General features: G+C 55.6%; 22 protein-coding genes. 17 read left to right on the top strand and 5 right to left on the bottom strand.

Annotated features, from left to right (window positions below; all coding sequences use genetic code 11):
* Window positions 1–2: 2 nt before the first annotated feature.
* The 4 genes from soxZ to A377_RS11665 form a co-directional block, all read right to left on the bottom strand.
* Window positions 3–311 (bottom strand): thiosulfate oxidation carrier complex protein SoxZ, encoded by a 309-nt coding sequence (gene soxZ / locus A377_RS0102510; protein WP_028485201.1) that lies wholly within the window; start codon window positions 309–311, stop codon window positions 3–5.
* A gap of 51 nt (window positions 312–362) precedes the next feature.
* On the bottom strand, window positions 363–830 hold the full coding sequence (gene soxY, locus A377_RS0102505) for a thiosulfate oxidation carrier protein SoxY (RefSeq protein ID WP_019894560.1): 468 nt from the start codon (window positions 828–830) through the stop codon (window positions 363–365).
* Window positions 831–874: 44 nt separating this feature from the next.
* A complete protein-coding gene (gene soxX / locus A377_RS0102500) occupies window positions 875–1,249 on the bottom strand; it encodes a sulfur oxidation c-type cytochrome SoxX (RefSeq protein WP_019894559.1) in 375 nt (124 codons plus the stop codon).
* A 199-nt stretch (window positions 1,250–1,448) separates the two neighbouring features.
* A complete protein-coding gene (locus A377_RS11665; RefSeq protein ID WP_083919070.1) occupies window positions 1,449–2,900 on the bottom strand; it encodes a M48 family metalloprotease in 1,452 nt (483 codons plus the stop codon).
* Window positions 2,901–3,172: 272 nt separating this feature from the next.
* On the opposite strand from A377_RS11665, the gene A377_RS0102490 reads away from it, so the two are divergent.
* The 8 genes from A377_RS0102490 (at window position 3,173) to rimI (ending at window position 10,870) form a co-directional block, all read left to right on the top strand.
* A complete protein-coding gene (locus A377_RS0102490; RefSeq protein ID WP_019894557.1) occupies window positions 3,173–3,397 on the top strand; it encodes a sulfurtransferase TusA family protein in 225 nt (74 codons plus the stop codon).
* A 171-nt stretch (window positions 3,398–3,568) separates the two neighbouring features.
* Window positions 3,569–4,444, top strand: a complete 876-nt coding sequence (gene galU / locus A377_RS0102485; RefSeq protein WP_019894555.1) for a UTP--glucose-1-phosphate uridylyltransferase GalU — start codon at window positions 3,569–3,571, stop codon at window positions 4,442–4,444.
* A 48-nt stretch (window positions 4,445–4,492) separates the two neighbouring features.
* On the top strand, window positions 4,493–6,124 hold the full coding sequence (gene pgi / locus A377_RS0102480; RefSeq protein WP_019894554.1) for a glucose-6-phosphate isomerase: 1,632 nt from the start codon (window positions 4,493–4,495) through the stop codon (window positions 6,122–6,124).
* A complete protein-coding gene (locus A377_RS0102475) occupies window positions 6,121–7,434 on the top strand; it encodes a UDP-glucose dehydrogenase family protein (protein WP_019894553.1) in 1,314 nt (437 codons plus the stop codon). Before pgi ends, A377_RS0102475 begins: the two co-directional genes overlap by 4 nt.
* Before the next feature lie 39 nt (window positions 7,435–7,473).
* Entirely contained in the window at window positions 7,474–8,304 is an 831-nt protein-coding gene (pssA, locus tag A377_RS0102470; RefSeq protein ID WP_019894551.1) for a CDP-diacylglycerol--serine O-phosphatidyltransferase, read from the top strand.
* Complete coding sequence (locus A377_RS0102465) at window positions 8,297–9,850, top strand: 2-isopropylmalate synthase (protein ID WP_019894549.1); 1,554 nt, start codon at window positions 8,297–8,299, stop codon at window positions 9,848–9,850. The genes pssA and A377_RS0102465 overlap by 8 nt, the downstream gene beginning before the upstream one ends.
* Before the next feature lie 2 nt (window positions 9,851–9,852).
* A complete protein-coding gene (locus A377_RS0102460; protein WP_019894548.1) occupies window positions 9,853–10,389 on the top strand; it encodes a hypothetical protein in 537 nt (178 codons plus the stop codon).
* On the top strand, window positions 10,382–10,870 hold the full coding sequence (gene rimI, locus A377_RS0102455) for a ribosomal protein S18-alanine N-acetyltransferase (protein WP_019894547.1): 489 nt from the start codon (window positions 10,382–10,384) through the stop codon (window positions 10,868–10,870). The genes A377_RS0102460 and rimI overlap by 8 nt, the downstream gene beginning before the upstream one ends.
* Before the next feature lie 82 nt (window positions 10,871–10,952).
* On the opposite strand, the gene A377_RS0102450 is transcribed toward rimI, so the two are convergent.
* On the bottom strand, window positions 10,953–11,780 hold the full coding sequence (locus A377_RS0102450; protein WP_019894546.1) for an inositol monophosphatase family protein: 828 nt from the start codon (window positions 11,778–11,780) through the stop codon (window positions 10,953–10,955).
* 64 nt (window positions 11,781–11,844) lie between these two features.
* Here A377_RS0102450 and A377_RS0102445 point away from each other — a divergent pair, with 64 nt between their 5' ends.
* From A377_RS0102445 to A377_RS0102405, 9 genes are all read left to right on the top strand, one after another.
* The gene (locus A377_RS0102445; protein ID WP_019894545.1) at window positions 11,845–12,666 is read left to right on the top strand and encodes an RNA methyltransferase; all 822 of its coding nucleotides are present in this window, start codon (window positions 11,845–11,847) and stop codon (window positions 12,664–12,666) included.
* The gene (gene cysE / locus A377_RS0102440; protein WP_019894544.1) at window positions 12,659–13,465 is read left to right on the top strand and encodes a serine O-acetyltransferase; all 807 of its coding nucleotides are present in this window, start codon (window positions 12,659–12,661) and stop codon (window positions 13,463–13,465) included. Before A377_RS0102445 ends, cysE begins: the two co-directional genes overlap by 8 nt.
* A gap of 58 nt (window positions 13,466–13,523) precedes the next feature.
* Complete coding sequence (locus A377_RS0102435; RefSeq protein ID WP_019894543.1) at window positions 13,524–13,970, top strand: Rrf2 family transcriptional regulator; 447 nt, start codon at window positions 13,524–13,526, stop codon at window positions 13,968–13,970.
* A 39-nt stretch (window positions 13,971–14,009) separates the two neighbouring features.
* Window positions 14,010–14,336, top strand: coding sequence for a HesB/IscA family protein (locus A377_RS0102430; RefSeq protein ID WP_019894542.1), 327 nt, complete (start codon window positions 14,010–14,012; stop codon window positions 14,334–14,336).
* Window positions 14,337–14,579: 243 nt separating this feature from the next.
* Complete coding sequence (gene ndk, locus A377_RS0102425) at window positions 14,580–15,014, top strand: nucleoside-diphosphate kinase (protein ID WP_019894541.1); 435 nt, start codon at window positions 14,580–14,582, stop codon at window positions 15,012–15,014.
* Complete coding sequence (locus A377_RS0102420) at window positions 14,992–16,134, top strand: bifunctional tRNA (adenosine(37)-C2)-methyltransferase TrmG/ribosomal RNA large subunit methyltransferase RlmN (protein WP_019894538.1); 1,143 nt, start codon at window positions 14,992–14,994, stop codon at window positions 16,132–16,134. The genes ndk and A377_RS0102420 overlap by 23 nt, the downstream gene beginning before the upstream one ends.
* Window positions 16,127–16,561, top strand: coding sequence for a helix-turn-helix domain-containing protein (locus A377_RS0102415; protein WP_019894537.1), 435 nt, complete (start codon window positions 16,127–16,129; stop codon window positions 16,559–16,561). Before A377_RS0102420 ends, A377_RS0102415 begins: the two co-directional genes overlap by 8 nt.
* A 67-nt stretch (window positions 16,562–16,628) precedes the next feature.
* Window positions 16,629–17,936, top strand: a complete 1,308-nt coding sequence (gene hisS / locus A377_RS0102410) for a histidine--tRNA ligase (protein ID WP_028485198.1) — start codon at window positions 16,629–16,631, stop codon at window positions 17,934–17,936.
* Window positions 17,923–18,567 carry a YfgM family protein gene (locus A377_RS0102405; RefSeq protein WP_019894535.1) on the top strand — a complete coding sequence of 215 codons (645 nt, stop codon included), beginning with the start codon at window positions 17,923–17,925 and terminating at the stop codon, window positions 18,565–18,567. The genes hisS and A377_RS0102405 overlap by 14 nt, the downstream gene beginning before the upstream one ends.
* Window positions 18,568–18,572: the final 5 nt, after the last annotated feature.

Here is an 18,572-nt window from a genome sequence, read left to right as displayed (position 1 = left end):
GATTAAACTTTGATGGTGTGCTCACCAGTGTTGCCGCTCATGTCCTGCAGCTTCAGAGTGACTTCGTCACCTTTGTCGGCTTTGACCTTTACGCCCATGTATGGGTTGGCAGAGATCGCACCAGACCACTGAGAATCAATGGCTTTGGTTCCGTTTACCATGACTTCGACCACGTTGATGTAGTCAGCAGGATATGGCTTGCCGGTTTTTTTGTTCATGCGAGCACCGGATTCCATTTTGTGCTTGATCAGTGCTTTTACTTCTGCAACGCCGCCTTTTGCGCGGCCACGCATACGAATTTTAATAGACATAGTCGTTCCTTTTTAATTCAGTATAAAAATGTTTGAAGTGAGGGAGGGGAATTAACCGCCACAACCACCGATGGTGACTTTCACTTCCTGTTCTTTCTTATACAGGTTGCCGCCAGCTTTCACCAGGGCGACGACGTTCATGGTTTCACCCATACGGATACGAGTGGAAACATACCCTACGGCTGGACCGGAGAAGTCATAACGGCAAACCATTGGGCTTGGGTTTTTGGTTGCCATAATGGCAATGGACTCAACACCGTCCATTTTGGACGCGTCGATTTTGATTGGGGTAACCGCGCCATTCTCGGCGATGGCCGGTGCAGACAGGTCGATGTCATCAGAATCGGTTGTGGAAGTGGTGCCGAACATCGCGTCCAAACCACCGTCAACGGTTTCTGCTTTAAATGCTTTCTCGTTCCAATCTGCCAGTACGGTAGATGGGGTCAACAGGCCAGCGTTTGCTGCAACGGCTGCAGCACCAGTGGCAAGGGTACCTTTCAGGAAAGATCTGCGTTTCATAAGGTTTTAACTCCCGGTTAAGGTTTAACTAAAATGATTAACAATTACAGAGTGTAGATGTAATCGGTAATTTTTTGAATCTCTTCGTCAGACAAGATTCCGTTGGCTCCAAAATGCGGCATCATGCTGTCTTCTACGATGGTTTCGGGTGTGCCCCAGATTTTGTCGTAGAGTTTTTGCTTGTCAGGATAGCGCATTTCCATGGCTACCAGAGCCGGCCCAATGTTACCGGGCATGTTGGCGCCCTGAATCATGTGACAAGCCAGGCAGTTGCCTTTGGAGCGTCCAAAAGACAATTCCTTTCCTTCCTCAATGGCGCTGGCACCGTGGTTGTCGGCGAACGCGACGGATGGCGCGGCAACACACGCTGATGAAACAGCGACAGCAGTCAGGAATTGCTTCATTTTCATTTTCAACATTCTATATCCTCCTAAAAAAGCCAAGTGACTTTTCGATTATGCTCCCCTTACAGGGTCTTATTTTTGAGCGAGTGAAAGCTCTTAAGAGCATAGGTTACTGATCTGCTCAGCTTTCGCAAGTTTTTTGCCAGTAAACGTACATAGTAATATTTAATGCTCGTTATATTTTTGTTTATGAAAGCGGGTAGGGCGTTGTTTTTCAGCGATATTGTGTCAGGCGCGATTTCAGTTGCTCAATCCTTGCATTTTTTTTGCGCATTTCAGCGGTCACGTGCGCTTCGGCCTGCCGGCTCAGATAGCGGGCTTTTTCGATGTTGCCCAGATGTTCTTGCAGTAATGCCTGATAGTAATCGCTGTAAAAGTCGTCTTCCTGTTCGGTGTGCAGCTGCGATAACCGGTTGTAGAATTCGGCCTTGTGAAGGAACCGGTCGACGTTTTGTTCCAGGTAGGCGATGGCGGCCTGCGGACCTTCAAATGCCTGCAAAGCACGGGCTCTGGCAAGGACCATGGCCGCATTGCGTGGGTAGATCTCGGTGAGGTAGTCCAGGGTTTTCAGTGCGTCGCGGCGTTTGAGCCGGGTCTGGATCTGGGCCTTGAGCAACGCATAATAAGGGGACGCTGCAGCGTCCTGCTCGGCCTGGTCCAGACATTTCAGTGAATAGGCTACCGCGGTGTCCTGTTGTTTTAACCAGGCCTGGTGGTTTTTGCGGTAGCAGCTTTGTGCCGATGACAGTTTCGCCTGCTCGAACGCATTGATGTCTTCCGGGTGGCGGTTTTGCAGACGCAGTTGCATCAGTGTCAGGGTGTCTTTCTGAGAGGCCCGCTTTTGGCTGTCCGTCGGCATTTGTCCGGCGCGGTCGTCGGCACGGGCGAGGCGGTCGGCGGAAACCGGGTGAGTGCGGAGGATTTCCGGCAGGGCGAATTCGTCATACTGGGATTCGCGGGCCAGTCGCCCAAAAAAGTCGCCCATGGCAAAGGGGTTGTAACCGGCTTCGGTCAGGTAACGAATCCCGAAGTGATCGGCCTCGTTCTCGTGCAGGCGGGAGTTTTTCAGTTGTTGCTGTAAGTTGAGGCCGGTGGCGCCCATCATGGTCGCCATGCCCGCGCTCGGGTTCTGTGATCCGACCAGAATGGCGGCAATCAGGGAGGCGATGGTGGTGGCGGTGTTGTTGTTCTGGTATTCGTAGCGCCGGGAAAGGTGGCGCTGGGTCACGTGGGCGATTTCATGGGCAATGACCGAGGCCAGCTCGTCTTCGGAGCGGGCGGCCAGAATCAGCCCGGAATGCAGGCCGATGATGCCGTTGGGTCCGGCAAACGCGTTGATGTCAGAGCGGTCGATGACATAAAAGCGATAATCCCGCTGGGATTGGGTCTGACTGGTGATGCGGGCGCCGATCTGGCGGACGTAGTCCAGCAGCGTGGGGTCCTGAATCATGTCAAATTGGGTGTGCAGGGTGGTGGAAAACGCCCGACCCAAAGCCTGTTCCTTTTCCGGCGTGTAGGAGACCAGGTCGGGCGCGCCCAGGTCTGGGAGGTCGCTGTGCAATCCGGCCTGGGCACAGGAAAGTGTCGCGATCAGAAGGCTGAAAAGCGCGGCGCGAGCCAAGGGCCGAAGGGACTGCATGAGCGGGAAGCCGTGTTTGAATGTCATGGATGGAATCTTAGTGGCTGAAGGGGTGTGGTGCAATCGAAGATCGGGCAGGATTCATGCTATTGTAAGATAATGACATTAGTATATAACCCGAATATTTCACAAATTTACACCGATCTCGCTTGCCCCTTGATTCCACAAGCAATATTTTCTCAGTCGGTCGTAATCGTTTGATACGACACTTCTTCGAAAATTTCCTTGTGAAATCAAGTTTCAGCGCGACCTCGGCACAAAGTTTATGAAACATTCGGGTATAAGAGGAATTATGGCGTATGAAAACCATTGATGTGTGTGATTTGCCTTGCCCCATGCCGTTGCTGAAACTCAAGCAGGCATTGGCAGAAGGCCCGGAAGTGACGCAGTTTGAGCTTTATTCGACCGACCCGGGATCACTGCGGGATTTGCCGGCTTTCTGTGAGCAGCAGGGATTGGGGTGTGAGTCGCCGAGCCGGGAAGACGGCCGTCCCTTTCGATTTGTGGTGACGCGGCCAGATTGAGCCGATCAGGCGATGGGGGCGGCAAAGAGTGTTCAGTTTGCCCGGACTCCGTTATACTTACTGACAGTCACACGCTTGCCGGCAACGGGGCTGGTACGAAAATCGAACGAAACCTCGGCCTTCGCAATCCGCCTGGATTGGGCCGGGGTTTGCTGAGCAAAGGATAGTAGTATGTCTTTGAAGAAACTGACCAAAGCCGTGATTCCGGTGGCGGGCCTGGGCACGCGTTTTCTGCCAGCCACCAAGGCGATTCCCAAGGAAATGCTGACGGTGGTGGACAAACCCCTGATTCAATACATTGTGCACGAAGCCGCGGAAGCCGGCATTACCGACATCATATTGGTGACGCATTCCAGCAAGGCGGCGATTGAGAACCACTTTGACAAACATTACGAGCTGGAATCCGAGCTGAATTTGCGCGGGAAAAGCGATCGCATGGTCAGTCTGGAGGAGATTACCCCCAAGGGCGTGCGCATAGTCAGTGTGCGCCAGCCGGAGGCGCTGGGCTTGGGGCACGCCATTTTGTGTGCGGAACCGGTGATTGCGGACAATGAACCTTTTGCCGTGCTGTTACCGGATGTGCTGATGTATCACCCGAGAAAAGGGTGTTTGGCCCAGATGACGCAGCAGTATAAGAAAATGCACACCAGTGTGGTGGCGTTGGAGGCTGTGGCCGAAGACCAGGTGGAGAAGTACGGCATTGCCGGGGTGAAAGGCCCGGATATGCGCATTGTGGAGCTGGTGGAAAAGCCCAAGCCGCAGGAAGCACCGTCCAATTTGTCGGTGGTAGGGCGTTACATTTTTACCCCGCGACTGATGGAGTTGCTCAAAGACACCAAGCCGGGCGCGGGCGGCGAAATTCAGCTGACGGACGCGATGGACCAGTTGCTGGAAGAAGAAGTGATGTTCGGATTTGAATTCAAAAACGGTCACACCTATGACTGCGGTGACAAGCAGGGCTATCTGCAGGCCAATGTGGAGTATGCCCTGCGCGATGCCCAACTGGGCAAAGGGTTCAAACAATACCTCAAAGGACTCAAGTTTTAACTTAGCCCTTGATAAAAACCGGCCACAGAAAAATAAAGAGAGAGGATTATGGGGGTAGAACAATCATCGGCCTGGCAGGCCTTGCAGCTGCATTGCGATGCCGGTGTCGGCAGTCAGCATCTGGCCAATCTGTTTCGGCAGCCAAACCGAGTCAGTGAATTTTCGTTGGCATTCGATCAGTTGTACGTGGATTTTTCCAAAAACCGGATCACGCATGAGACTCTGGCTTTATTGATGGATCTGGCGCGTCAGCAGAAGTTGCCGGATGCGATTGACCGTTTGACCCGAGGGGAGGTGGTCAATGAAACCGAAAACCGCCCGGCGCTGCATACGGCTTTGCGCGCCCAGGGCGAGGACGTATCCGGCTATGCCGCCGAGGTGCAGCCTCAGGTGGCCGAAGTGCTGGAGAAGATGGCGGGGCTGGCGAATAAAATCCGTTCCGGGCATTGGCGCGGTTATACCGGCAAACCCATTACCGATGTGGTGAACATCGGCGTGGGCGGTTCGGATTTGGGGCCCTTGATGATCACCCACAGCTTGCAGACCATTGAGTCGCCGGTGCGGCTGCATTTTATTTCCTCGATTGACGGCACTCAGACTTCGAACCTGTTGCGGGATCTGAATCAGGAAACCACGCTGTTCATTCTGGCGTCCAAATCCTTTACCACCATTGACACGCTTTCGAATGCGGAAACGGCCAAGGATTGGTTGCAGGAATGCATTCCCGATGACGCGGCCATCCTGTCGCAGCATTTTATCGGGGTCTCGGCCAGCAGCAAAAAAATGGACGAATGGGGCATCCCGACCGCCAATCAGCTGGCTTTCTGGGATTGGGTCGGAGGGCGTTATTCTCTGTGGTCGTCCATCGGCTTGCCCATTGCGCTGAAAATCGGCATGCAGGGCTTTCGTGAACTGTTGCGCGGTGCGCACATGATGGATCAGCACTTTATGACCACCGAACTGGAACACAATATTCCGGTGGTGCTGGGCATGATCGACATCTGGAACATCAATTTTCTGGACATTCACGACAAGGCGATTCTGCCCTATGACGCGCGCCTGCGTTACCTGCCCTCCTATCTGGAGCAACTGGTGATGGAGAGCAACGGCAAGGCCGTGACCAAGTCGGGCGACCGGGTGGCCTACAAAACCTGTCCGGTGCTGTGGGGCGAGGTCGGTCCCAATGCCCAGCACGCTTTCTATCAATTGCTGCATCAGGGCACCCAGGCCGTCATGTGCGATTTCATCGCTCCGACCACGCGCGACGATTTTGATCCCAATCTGCATTCAGAGAAAAATGAAAGCCTGCGCCATCAGCACGAATTGGCGCTGGCCAACTGCTTTGCCCAGTCGCGGGTGTTGATGCTGGGGGACGAAGCCATTCCCGAGTCGCTGAAAGCCAGTTTTGATTCGCCGTTCAAGCATTATCCGGGCAATCAGCCTTCCAATACGCTGTTGATCGACACCCTTTCGGCTCATACGCTGGGCATGCTGATTGCCATGTACGAACACAAAACTTATGTGGAAGGCGTAATCTGGGAGATCAATTCCTTTGACCAGTGGGGGGTGGAGCTGGGCAAGCAAATTGCCAAGGAAACCTATCAAGCGATCAAGGATCCGACGCTTCTCGATGCCTTTGACGAGTCCACAAAAACATTGATCAAACGGGTGGTGCCATGAAAATATCGGTATTCGGGTGTGAGCTCAGCGGGCTGGTGACGGCCGGTTCGCTGGCCCATACCGGCAATGACGTGCTGGCCATGCCAGTGGGGAATCTGTTGAAGGTCCGTGACCTGGAGCAGGGTCTGTTGCCTCGGGACGAACCGGGGTTGACCACGCTGGTCAAGAGCCAGGTGACGGAAGGGCGTCTGCGGTTTTCGGAAGACTGGCAGGCCGGGATTGCTCATGCCGGCATTTACATGCTCAGCATGCCGTCCTGGCGCTCCGAAAAGGCCGAAGAGGTGATCGAAGCGATTGGCCAGACCGCCAGCAAGGATGTGCTGGTGATCAACCAGAGTACCTTTCCGATTGGTACCGCCGATCGGTTTGAGGCCTCGATTAAGCTGGCCTTTGCTCAGAGAGGGTTGGTGGCCAAGGTGTCGGTGGTGTCGATGCCGGAATTCATCAGTGAAGGTTCGGCGATCAGCGATTTTTCCAAACCAGACCGGGTGGTGCTGGGCAGTCACGATCAACAATCGACCGCGATCATTCGCGATTTGATGCGCCCGTTCAATCATGTGACCGATCAGGTCAAGGTGATGTCGACCCGTGCGGCCGAGTACACCAAGTACGCGGTCAATGCGCTGTTGGCGACGCGCATCAGTCTGGTCAACGAACTGGCCAACAACGCCGAGCATTTCAATATCGATATGGAAGAAGTGCGTCAGGGACTGGGATCGGACAATCGGATCGGGTTTAATTACCTTTTCCCCGGTTGCGGTTTCGGTGGTCCCAGTTTTGCCGCGGATGTGCAGTCATTGGTGGGCACGCTGCAGTCCAAAGGTTATGATGCCGACCTGCTTAAGGCGGTGTTGCAGAACAATGAAACCCAGAAGGAAGTGCTGTTTCGTAAGGCCTGGCGTTTTTTCAAGAACGACCTCAAGGGCCGCAAAATCGCGGTATGGGGTCTGTCGTTCAAACCCAATACCGCCACGGTGGACAATGCGCCCAGTGTCAAAACCATTGAAGCGCTGGTGGCGCAGGGGGCCGAAGTGGTTGCCTACGATCCCAAGGCCGGGGCGTCTTTTCGTCGTTACTGGGGCGAGCGCCCGGGCGTGACCCTGGTGGACGACATGTATCAGGCGCTGGACGGTGTCGATGCGCTGATGGTGATGACCGAGTGGCGCCGTTTCTGGACGCCCGATTATGAGCAGATGATCGAGCGCATGCGTCGACCGGTGATTTTTGATGGGCGTAATATTTACGAACATTCGGTGTTAAAATCGTTCGGGTTCCGTTATTTCGCCGTTGGACGCGGCGACCCGATTTAAGCCGGGACAACATTCACCCAATTACGATTGAAGGATGCTATGAAATCGTTTGAAAAAGGCATTTATCTGTTGCCGAATCTGATGACCATGATCGCGCTGTTTTCTGGCTTTTATGCCGTGATTGCGGGCATGAACGGCGATTACCAGCTGGGCGCGATCGCGATTTTTGTGGCGATGGTGTTCGACGGGCTCGATGGGCGGATTGCCCGGATGACTCAGACTTCCAGCGCCTTTGGTGCCGAATTCGACAGTCTGGCCGACATGATCTCGTTTGGTCTGGCTCCGGCGCTGCTGATGTACCAGTGGGTGTTGAGCGGTTACGGCAAAATCGGCTGGCTGGTTGCCTTTGTGTTTACGGCGGCCGCGGCACTGCGTCTGGCGCGCTTTAACACCCAGGTCGGGGTGGCGGACAAACGCTATTTCCAGGGGCTTCCCAGTCCGGCAGCCGCGGCGTTGATTGCCGGGTTTATCTGGATGTTTGAAACCAATCCGTTGAATCCCGATCTGGCCGGGCCGGTGGCGCTGGTGCTCACCGCTGTGGCCGGGCTGATGATGGTGAGCAATGTCCGTTTCAGTTCGTTCAAGGAGCTGAATCTGAAAGACAAGGTGCCGTTTGTGACTCTGTTGCTGGCGGTGCTGGTTTTTGTGGTGATCACTCTCAAGCCTTCGATGATTCTGTTTTTGCTGTTTTTGCTCTATGCCATTTCCGGCCCGGTCTGGACCTTGAAAGAAATTCAGCGACGTCGGCAGAAACGCCGCCGTAACAAACCGGAAAACCCTCAGACCGAAACCGCTCAGAGTGAGGCGACTGTAGACAGCGAGTCCTCTGAACCTTCCACAAAGAAAGAAGAGCCACAACGCCATGACTGATGCAACGGACCGTTTGATTATCTTTGATACCACGCTGCGTGATGGGGAACAGAGTCCGGGTGCCAGTATGACCCGGGAAGAAAAAATCCGAATTGCCCGCCAGCTGGAAAAACTGCGGGTGGACGTGATCGAAGCCGGGTTTCCTGCCGCCAGTCAGGGCGATTTTGAAGCGGTGCGTTCGGTGGCCGAGGCCGTCCGCGACAGCCGTGTCTGTGGCCTGGCACGGGCTCTGGAAAACGACATTGTCCGCGCCGGCGAAGCGATTGCCCCAGCCGAAGCGGGTCGGATTCATACCTTTATTGCCACCTCGCCCATTCACATGGAAAAAAAGCTGAAAATGACGCCCGATCAGGTGGTGGAGCAAGCCGTCTGGGCGGTCAAGCGTGCGCGCGACTTTACCGACGATGTGGAGTTCTCACCCGAAGACGCCGGGCGCTCCGACCTGGACTTTCTGTGTCGGGTGATCGAGGCGGCGATTGACGCCGGGGCCACCACCATCAATATCCCGGACACGGTGGGTTACAACATTCCCGAGCAGTTCGGCGAACGCATTCACCAATTGCTCACTCGCATCCCCAATTCCGACAAGGCCGTGTTTTCGGCCCATTGTCACAATGACCTCGGGCTGGCCGTGGCCAACTCTCTGGCGGCGGTTCAGGCCGGCGCACGTCAGGTGGAATGCACCATCAACGGTCTGGGCGAACGTGCGGGCAATACGGCGCTGGAAGAAGTGGTGATGGCGGTGCGCACCCGACAGGATGTGTTTCCGGTGGACACCCGCATTCATACGCCGGAAATTCTGGCGGCGTCGCGTCTGGTGGCCAGTATTACCGGGTTTGCGGTTCAACCCAACAAGGCGATTGTCGGGGCCAATGCCTTTGCCCACGAGTCCGGCATTCATCAGGACGGCGTGCTCAAACATCGCGAAACCTATGAAATCATGCGCGCCGAGGACGTGGGCTGGAGCATGAACCGCATGGTGCTGGGCAAGCATTCAGGGCGCAATGCGTTTCGGGATCGGTGTCTGTCGTTGGGCATTGCGTTTGAGACCGAAACCGAACTGTCCGAAGCCTTTATGAGTTTTAAGGCGCTGGCGGACCGCAAACACGAAATTTACGATGAGGACATCCAGGCGCTGGTGACCGATAACGACAGCCGCCGCACTGAAAACGAGCAGGTCAAACTGGTATCGATGAGGGTGCAAAGCGAAACCGGCGAGTCGCCGATGGCGCAGGTCACGCTCTGGCTGAATGGCGAAGAAAAACAGGCCAGCGCCGAGGGGGGCGGTGCCGTGGACGCCACCTTCAAGGCGATTGAACGCATCGTCGATTCCGGTGCCAGTCTGGAGTTGTACTCGGTCAGCAATGTGACCAATGGCACCGATTCATTGGGCGAAACCTCGGTGCGCATGGAAAAAGGCGGGCGCATTGTCAATGGTCAGGGTACCGACACCGACATTGTGATTGCGTCGGCCAAGGCCTATATCAATGCGCTGAACAAACTGATGGACGAAGGGCTCAAGGCCCATCCACAGGCACCGGTCTGAGTATGACGATGTCTCTGTCCGCGTCCTTTTTTGCTCAACTGGGGGTTCAGCCTTGGCGCTTGAAACCCGAATTTGCCATGCCTGTGTCGGCCGCCCTGGGCGATTCCGTACAGACCAGTCAGGTCGCGGAATCCGTGCCCGGCGGATCGATGGCGGCCGAGGCGTCTGATGGCGAAGCCGTGGCGGCGGCCGGGCTGCAGCGGTTTTTGTGGGTGGAACCGGGTTTGACGGCGGCCGGTGAGCGCGCGCAAACACTGGTCGCGAACGCGTTTGCGGCCTTTGGGGTGGCGCCGCAAAACTGGCAGTGGCTGGACCCGTCAACCTTGCCTGACGACGACGCCCAGTTTGATTGTCTGGAACGCTTGATCGACTTCGGGCCCGATCTGGCCTTGTGCACCGATCTGGCACATCCGTTTGTGCAGGAGCTGGCCGAAGGGGTGATGGTTGAGCCGGTGCCCCCTGCCTCGCAAATGCTGGCCGCGCCTTTGCAGAAAAAAGCGCTGTATCAGCAATGGCTGGCCTGGACCGAACGTGACTGAATCGTCCGTTACCGAATCGCCCGTCACTCAATCGTTGTTCCTCAAACCACTGGACGAAGCCGATCTGGATTGGGTGCAGTCGGTGGAGCGGACGGCGTATGCCTGGCCCTGGAGCCGTCGAGGGTTTGAGTTGGCGCTGGACCAGGGGCTGAATTATCTGATTGCCCGGGCGCGGGAAGGGGACTGGCAACCGGTTGGGTATGCGTTCTGCCGACCGGTGGTGGACGAGGTGGAAGTGCTCAATTTTTGCATTGCCCCCGCCTTTCAGCGTCAGGGCTTGGGGCGGGTGGCATTTGGGCAGCTGCTGGAAACCTTTTCTGCGCAAGGCTGGCAGCGGGTGTTGCTGGAAGTGCGCGTGTCTAACCCGGCCAAAATTTTGTATCAATCACTGGGGTTTCAGGTGGACGGGCATCGCCCCAATTATTATCCGACCCAAAGCGGTCGGGAAGACGCCTGTCTGATGTCGTATTCCCTGAAATGATCGGATTAACCAGGCCTGGTCAGTTTTGCAGGTGCCTTTTAACCGTTTTTGCTGACCGTTTCCGGTCTTTTGCAACGTCGGGTTACTTGGGGTTGGCCTGTGCCGGACGGTTGCGGCGGAATTCCTCGGGAATGGTGCGACCGATCACACTGGCCATTTCCTTGAGCATTTTCGGGTTGGCGGCAATGATGTTGCCGGACTGAAGATAGCCGTCTCCGCCCATGAAATCGGTGATCATGCCACCGGCTTCCTGCACAATCAAAGCGCCGGCGGCGATGTCCCAGGGCTTGAGGTTCAATTCCCAATACCCATCCACGCGACCGCTGGCGACATAGGCCAGATCCAGTGCCGCCGAGCCGGGACGACGGATACCGGCGGTGGAGATCATGAATTCCTTGAAGCTTTCCAGATAGGCGTCCACGTAATCAAAGTTGTAGTAGGGAATGCCGGTGGCCATCAGCGCATCGGCCAGCGTGTTCTGGTTGCTGACTCGGATGCGGTAGTTGTTGACTCGTGCGCCCTGGCCTCTGCTGGCGCTGAACAGCTCGTCGCGCAGAGGGTCGTAGATCACGCCATGCATCAATTTCCCTTTTTCGGTCACGGCAATGGACACGGCAAACTGGGGAAACTGGTGCAGAAAGTTGGTGGTGCCGTCGAGTGGGTCAATGATCCACTCGATGTCGGAATCCTTGTGGTGGTGACCGCTTTCCTCAGCCAGAATGCTGTGGGCCGGGTAATATTTGTGGATGGTGTCGATGATGATGCGTTCGGCCTGTCGGTCCACTTCGCTGACGTAGTCGTTGCGCCCCTTGTGTTCGATGTTCAAGCGGTCAATGTTTTGCAGCTGGTTGGCGATGAATTCCCCGGCGTCTTTGGCGGCCTGGGTGGCGATATTGAGAATCGGGTGCATAACAATCCGTCCGGTTTTGTTAGAATGGGGGTTCGTAAAATTGGGCCCATTATAACGGAAAAGCATGAGCGAATCGGAAACAAACCTGTCGGCGTTCAGTCGAATCAAGGTGGTGCTGGTGGAAACCTCGCATCCCGGCAACATCGGGGCGGCGGCCAGAGCCATGAAAAACATGGGCTTGCAGCGTCTGACGCTGGTTCGTCCCCGCGAATTTCCCAGTCAGGTGGCGTCGGCCAGAGCGTCCGGTGCCGCCGATCTGCTGGATCGGGCCGAAGTGGCGCCGGATCTGGAAACGGCCCTGGCCGATTGCGCCACCGTTTTCGGCGCCAGTGCTCGCTTGCGCAAAGTGGCCTGGCCTCAGGTGAATGTGCGCCAGACGGCGGAGATGGCCTGGCAGCAAGCCGCGCACGGCGATTCGGTGGCACTGGTGTTCGGGCGGGAAGATTCGGGGCTGACCAATGCCGAGATGGACCTGTGTCATTATCTGGCCCACATTCCTTCCAACCCCGATTACAGTTCCCTGAATCTGGCGCAGGCGGTGCAGGTGTTCAGCTACGAGTGCCGGATGGCGTCGGATTTTGACGATGTGCCGGAAGGTCAGGGCTATCGGGATCGACGTGCCAGTTCCGAGCAGTTGGAAGGGTTTTACGAGCATCTGTATCAGGCGCTGCAGGACATCGAATTTCTGGATCCGGCCAAAAATGCGCGCTTTATGCGTCGCATGCGCCGTCTGTTCAATCGCAGCGGCCTGGACATCAAGGAAATCGACATTCTGCGCGGCATTTTGCGTTCTGCCCAAAGGCAGGCCTGGTCAAAAAGCACTTTGCAGTCACGGCTGAAAGCGGCGGGACTGGAAGACGCAGTGGGGGAGACGACGGATGTTTGATCGAATTCGGGAAGACGTTCGCTGTGTGTTTGCCCGTGACCCGGCCGCGCGCAACACGCTGGAGGTGTTGACCACCTATCCGGGCCTGCATGCGATTTTGTTCTATCGGCTGACTCACTGGTTGTGGCACAAGCGCCTCAAGTGGCTGTCGCGTTTTGTCTCCGGTCTGGCGCGCTGGCTGACGGGCATTGAAATTCACCCGGCGGCGAAAATCGGGCGTCGGTTTTTTATTGACCACGGCATGGGCGTGGTGATTGGCGAAACCGCCGAGATTGGCGACGACTGCACCCTCTACCATGGGGTGACACTGGGTGGCACCAGCTGGCAGGAAGGTAAGCGGCACCCCACACTGGGGGATCGGGTGGTCGTGGGCGCCGGGGCCAAGGTACTGGGGCCGATTGAGGTGGGGGACGACGCCCGCATCGGTTCCAATGCCGTGGTGGTCAAGCCGGTGCCGGCGATGCGCACGGTGGTCGGGATTCCTGGCCGGGTGGTGGAGCGACCGACGGATGAGAAAAGCCGTAAACGCAAAGCCATGGCCGAAAAAATCGGTTTTGACGCCTATGGGGTCAGCCGCAATGTGGAAGACCCGGTGGAAAAAGCCATATACAGTCTGCTGGATCACATCCAGGGCCAGGATGAACAGCTGGAACGCCTGAACAGAGAGGTGCAGCGGCTGGGCGGGCAGGATTCGCATGTGGAATTACCAGGCCTGGATGACGCGGTGCTGGAGCCGGATGACCCGGCTCAGCGCGCGCACATTCGTGACACGATTCAAACGGATTTGGACAAATCTTGAGTTATTTGGTGGGTTTTTGTATGATGGGTGTTCATTTACAAAGATCTAAGAGTGATGTATGAAGCTGACATCCAAAGGCCGCTATGCGGTCACCGCGATGCTTGACATTGCATTGAATCAGTCAAACGGCCCGATTACGCTGGCGATGATCTCGGAGCGACAGTCGATTTCACTGTCGTATCTGGAGCAGATTTTTTCCAGACTGAAAAAAGCCGACCTGGTATTGAGCGCACGCGGACCGGGTGGCGGCTACCGACTCAGCCGCCCGGCGGGTGAGATCAAGGTCAATGAAGTGATTCTGGCGGTTAACGAAGACCTGGAACCACGCCGTTGTCGGGGTGAATCCAACTGTCAACAAGGTGAGGAATGCCTGTCACATGCGCTCTGGGCCGATTTGAGCGAGATGATCAATCAGTTTTTGAGCGATGTCAGTCTGCAAACCATCATTGACAAACGCTGCGGTTCCAAGCCGGTGCAATTTGATAGCAAAACCGCATCGGCCTGATCGGTTACAATGCGGTGCTCACAACGGAAGGAGAATCCTATGGCAGTCACTCTGACACAAGCGGCAGCGAATCGTGTGGAAACCATGCTCGACAAACGCGGTCATGGCGTTGGCCTGCGAGTGGGCGCAAAAGTGAGCGGGTGCGCCGGGTTTGCTTATGTGGTGGATTACGCCGATGAGATCTCGGACGCGGACACGGTGTTTGAAAGCCATGGCGTCAAAGTGGTGGTGTCTCAGGACGCGCTGGACAAGTTGGACGGACTGGAACTGGATTACGTCAAGGAAAGCCTGCTCAATGAAGGCTTTGAATTCCACAACCCCAATGTCAAAGACAGTTGTGGTTGTGGGGAGTCGTTCAGCGTCTGATCGACCTGGCTTTCTGCAAACACACCCATTCACCCCGGCCCGGCCGGGGTTTTTTGTTTGAAGACCTCAGCACACAAGGTCAGAAGGTTGAAGGATGCTTTTTCTGACATTCTGAGTGCAGATTGTTAAAATATTGAAAATTCGAAGGCTTTTTGTTGGCGCGGGTGACTGAAAGACGGTGTTTTTCAGTGATTTTTCCGGGCTCTGCGCAACAGAACAGCCAAACCAGTTGTGAGGAAAAAGGTGTTAGAGAAAACGTTTGCAATCATCAAGCCGGACGCGGTCAAAAGAAACCTGATCGGCGAAATCATTCAACGCATTGAAGAGAACGGCTTGACGGTGGTGGCGGTTAAAATGCTGCATCTCACCGTCGATCAGGCTCAGGCGTTTTATGGTGAGCATCAGGGCAAACCCTTTTTTGAAACCCTGGTGACCAATATGACCGCCGGGCCGATTGTGGTTATGGTGCTGGAAGGCGATCAGGCGATCGAACAATACCGTTGCCTGATGGGGACAACCGACCCGGACAAGGCCGATCCAGGCACTTTGCGCAAACTTTACGCCGTGTCGATGCAGCAGAATTCGGTGCACGGGTCGGATTCGCCTGAGAGTGCGGCGCGAGAGATCGGTTTTTTCTTTCCCCGTCTGGAACTGCATGGAGCCGACAGTGCCAACTGAGCTGACACCAACAACGCCCCGTCAGGACAAAACCGATCTGCTGGGCATGGATCTGGACGCGCTCAAGGCGTTTTTTGCCGACATTGGTGAGAAGCCGTTTCGTGCCGCTCAGGTGATGAAGTGGATTCACCAGCACGGCGTCAGCGATTTTGAGGAAATGACCAATCTGAGCAAGGCTCTGCGTGAGAAACTGTCGCAGGTGGCTTTGATTCGCACGCCCAAAATTGTCTCGGAGCAGGTTTCGGAAGACGGTACCCGCAAATGGCTGCTGGAAGTGGACCACCATAACTCGGTGGAAGTGGTGTTTATTCCCGAGAAAAGCCGCGGCACCCTGTGCATTTCGTCGCAGGTTGGCTGTGCATTGGATTGCAGTTTCTGCGCCACGGCGCGCCAGGGGTTCAATCGCAATCTGGAAAACTGGGAAATCGTGGCTCAGGTATGGGTGGCCAACAAAGCGCTGGGTTGCTTACCCAAGGAAGAGCGAGTGATTTCCAATGTGGTGTTTATGGGCATGGGCGAACCACTGCTGAACGTCACTCACACCTTTCCGGCCGCGCGCATTCTGATGGACGACAACGCGTATGGCTTGTCCAAGCGTCGGGTGACCATCAGTACCGCCGGGGTGGTGCCGGCGATCGATAAAATCAAACAGGCGCTGGACGTTTCTCTGGCCATTTCTCTGCACGCGCCCAATAATGCGTTGCGCGATGAACTGGTGCCCATCAATCAAAAATACCCGTTGGAAGTGTTGATGCCGGCCTTGCACCGTTTTGTGGAAGGCGGGCACAGCAAAAAACATGTGACCGTTGAGTATGTGATGCTGGATCAGGTCAATGACCGGCCTCAGCATGCGCAGGAATTGATTGCGCTGCTGGGAGATTTGCCTTGTAAAGTCAACCTGATACCGTTTAATCCGTTTGATGGTGCGCCTTATCGGCGCTCGTCCAACAACGCGGTGCATAAATTTCAGCAACAACTGATGGCGGCTGGTGTAAACTGTACCGTCAGACGCACACGTGGCGATGACATCGATGCCGCTTGTGGTCAGTTGGCCGGTAAGGTCAAAGATCGTACCAAACGAACCCTGAATACCGTGAATCTGGAAAGACTCCATGGCTGAAAATGAACGCGATCCCGCGGAAACATCCACACCGGCTGCGGCCGAATCCGAGCAATCCCTGATTCAGGCGCTCAGTCACGAGCTCAGGCAGGCGCGTGAGCGCAAGCGGATGAGCCTCACCCATGCGGCGGAGTCATTGCGCATCAGTGCCGAACATCTGGAATTGTTTGAGAGCGGGGCGTTTGAATTCGCCGAGCTGGACCCTTTTCAGCGGGGCTATATCCGCAATTACGCCGAGATGCTGGAAGTGGATCTGAGCCCTTATGCCACCTTTTTCCCCAAAGTCACCGATGTGGGCGCGACCCTTCAGGCGGTGGATCTGGAAGAAGAACATGCCAGACCTTTGATTTCCATCGGCATGCTCAAGGGTCTGATTACGCTGGTGATTCTGGTTCTGGCGGCTTTTCTGGTGTGGATGAATCTGTAACGGATCCGTTCAGTCAAACCCAAACAACATTTTTCAATCGAATGAATCAACACGCTTAAAAGAGACTATGTCGAATTCAATTTCTGCTGTCCGTGGCATGAACGATGTCCACGGTGATGCGGCCTGGGCCATGGACTACCTGCTCAATAGCGCCCGCCGTGTTTTACGCCAGTACGGTTACGAGAGCATTTCACTGCCTGCGGTCGAGAAAACCGCTTTGTTTGCCCGCAGTATCGGCGAAGTCACCGACATTGTGGAAAAAGAAATGTACACCTTTGAGGATCGCAATGGCGATTCGCTCAGTCTGCGCCCGGAAGGGACAGCGGGATGTGTCCGGGCGGTGATACAAAATGGGCTGGTGCACAATCAGGTGCAAAAGCTGTTTTACACCGGGCCCATGTTTCGTCATGAACGTCCGCAGAAGGGCCGGTATCGTCAGTTTCATCAATTGGGCGTTGAGGTGTTTGGACTGGAAACTCCGGATGCCGATGCCGAATTGATTGCGATGACGGCCCGCCTCTGGGAAACGCTGGGACTGGAAAACCTGACTCTGCAGGTGAATTCTCTGGGCTCGCAAGCGGCCAGGGCCGCCTATCGTGATATTCTGGTTGCCTATTTCCAGGAACACGCCAGCCAACTGGACGAAGACAGTCAGCGGCGCCTGAATACCAATCCGATGCGGATTCTGGATTCCAAAAACCCTGATATGGCCGATTTGATTGCGGCAGCGCCCAAGCTTGCCGATCATCTCGATGACGCATCGCGCCAGCATTTCGAAGCTTTGTTGGCTTATCTGGATGATCTGGGCATTGAGTATGAAATCAACCCCAATCTGGTGCGCGGCCTCGATTACTACAACCGCACCGTGTTTGAATGGATCACCCAGGACCTGGGTGCGCAAGGCACCGTCTGTGCCGGCGGGCGTTATGACGGCCTGGTGGAACAGATCGGTGGCCGCCACACGCCAGCGGTCGGTTTTGCAATGGGCGTCGAGCGCCTGATGGTGCTTTTGCAGGAAAAACACTGTGTTCCTCCCCGAGTGAATGCCGACCTGTATCTGATTCTGGCGGGTGAAACAGCACATCGACCAGGCCTGGTTCTGGCCGAGCAGATTCGTGAAGCTTTTCCGCAGTTGAAAGTGCAGATGCATTGCGGCGGTGGCAGTTTCAAAAGTCAGTTCAAGAAAGCCGATAAATCGGGTGCGAAAATGGCACTGATTCTGGGTGAAGAGGAAGTGGCGCAGCAGCGGGTGGCGATCAAGTTCCTGCGCGAAGAACGCGAGCAGGAAACCATCGATTGGGATCGGCTGATGCCTTATTTGACCCAAATGACGACCGATTCAGAAAAAGCGAGGAAAACCTATGAGTCGCTATAACGACGACGATGAGCAACTTCAGGCCCTGAAGGCCTGGTGGCAGAAAAATGGAACCTGGCTGCTCAGTGGCGTGCTGGTGGTGGTGATCGCTTGGTCTGGCTGGACCTATTGGCAGAATCATCAGCTTTCCAAAGCCATGCAGGGTTCGGCCATGTTTGAAATGGTTCAGGCTCAGGCCCAGCAAAACCAGGTGGGAGAAGTCCTGCGGGAAGCCAAAAGCTTTGTGGCCGAACAGCCGCAAAGCCCTTATTCAACCGGGATTGCACTGATTCTGGCAAAGTACCATTTCGACCAGCAGGCGTACGATCAGGCACTGGCGCAATACGACTGGATCCAAACCCACAGTGAGGATGCTTCCTTGAAACTGGTGGCCGCATTGCGTTCGGCCAAGGTGGCTTTGCAGCAAGGGCGTCTGTCCGAGGCGGAGGGTTTCCTGGCGGCGATCCCGGTGGATGAGCTGGCCCCGTTGGAGCAAGCCAACTACCATTTTGTGGCCGGTGACGTTGCGATGCAGCATGAAGCGCACGAAGAGGCCAAAACCCACTATCAAAAAGTGCTGTCGGTATCCGGTCTCACGGACGGGCTGGAAAATCTGACACGTCTCAAACTTTCGGACTTGGCAGGCATTTAAATGAT

The sequence above is a fragment of the Hydrogenovibrio halophilus DSM 15072 genome, from assembly GCF_000384235.1.
In the GTDB taxonomy this organism is placed as follows: Bacteria; Pseudomonadota; Gammaproteobacteria; order Thiomicrospirales; family Thiomicrospiraceae; genus Hydrogenovibrio; species Hydrogenovibrio halophilus.
Note: the sequence above shows the minus strand (reverse complement) of the source record. Positions and strands in the feature narration are given on the sequence as shown.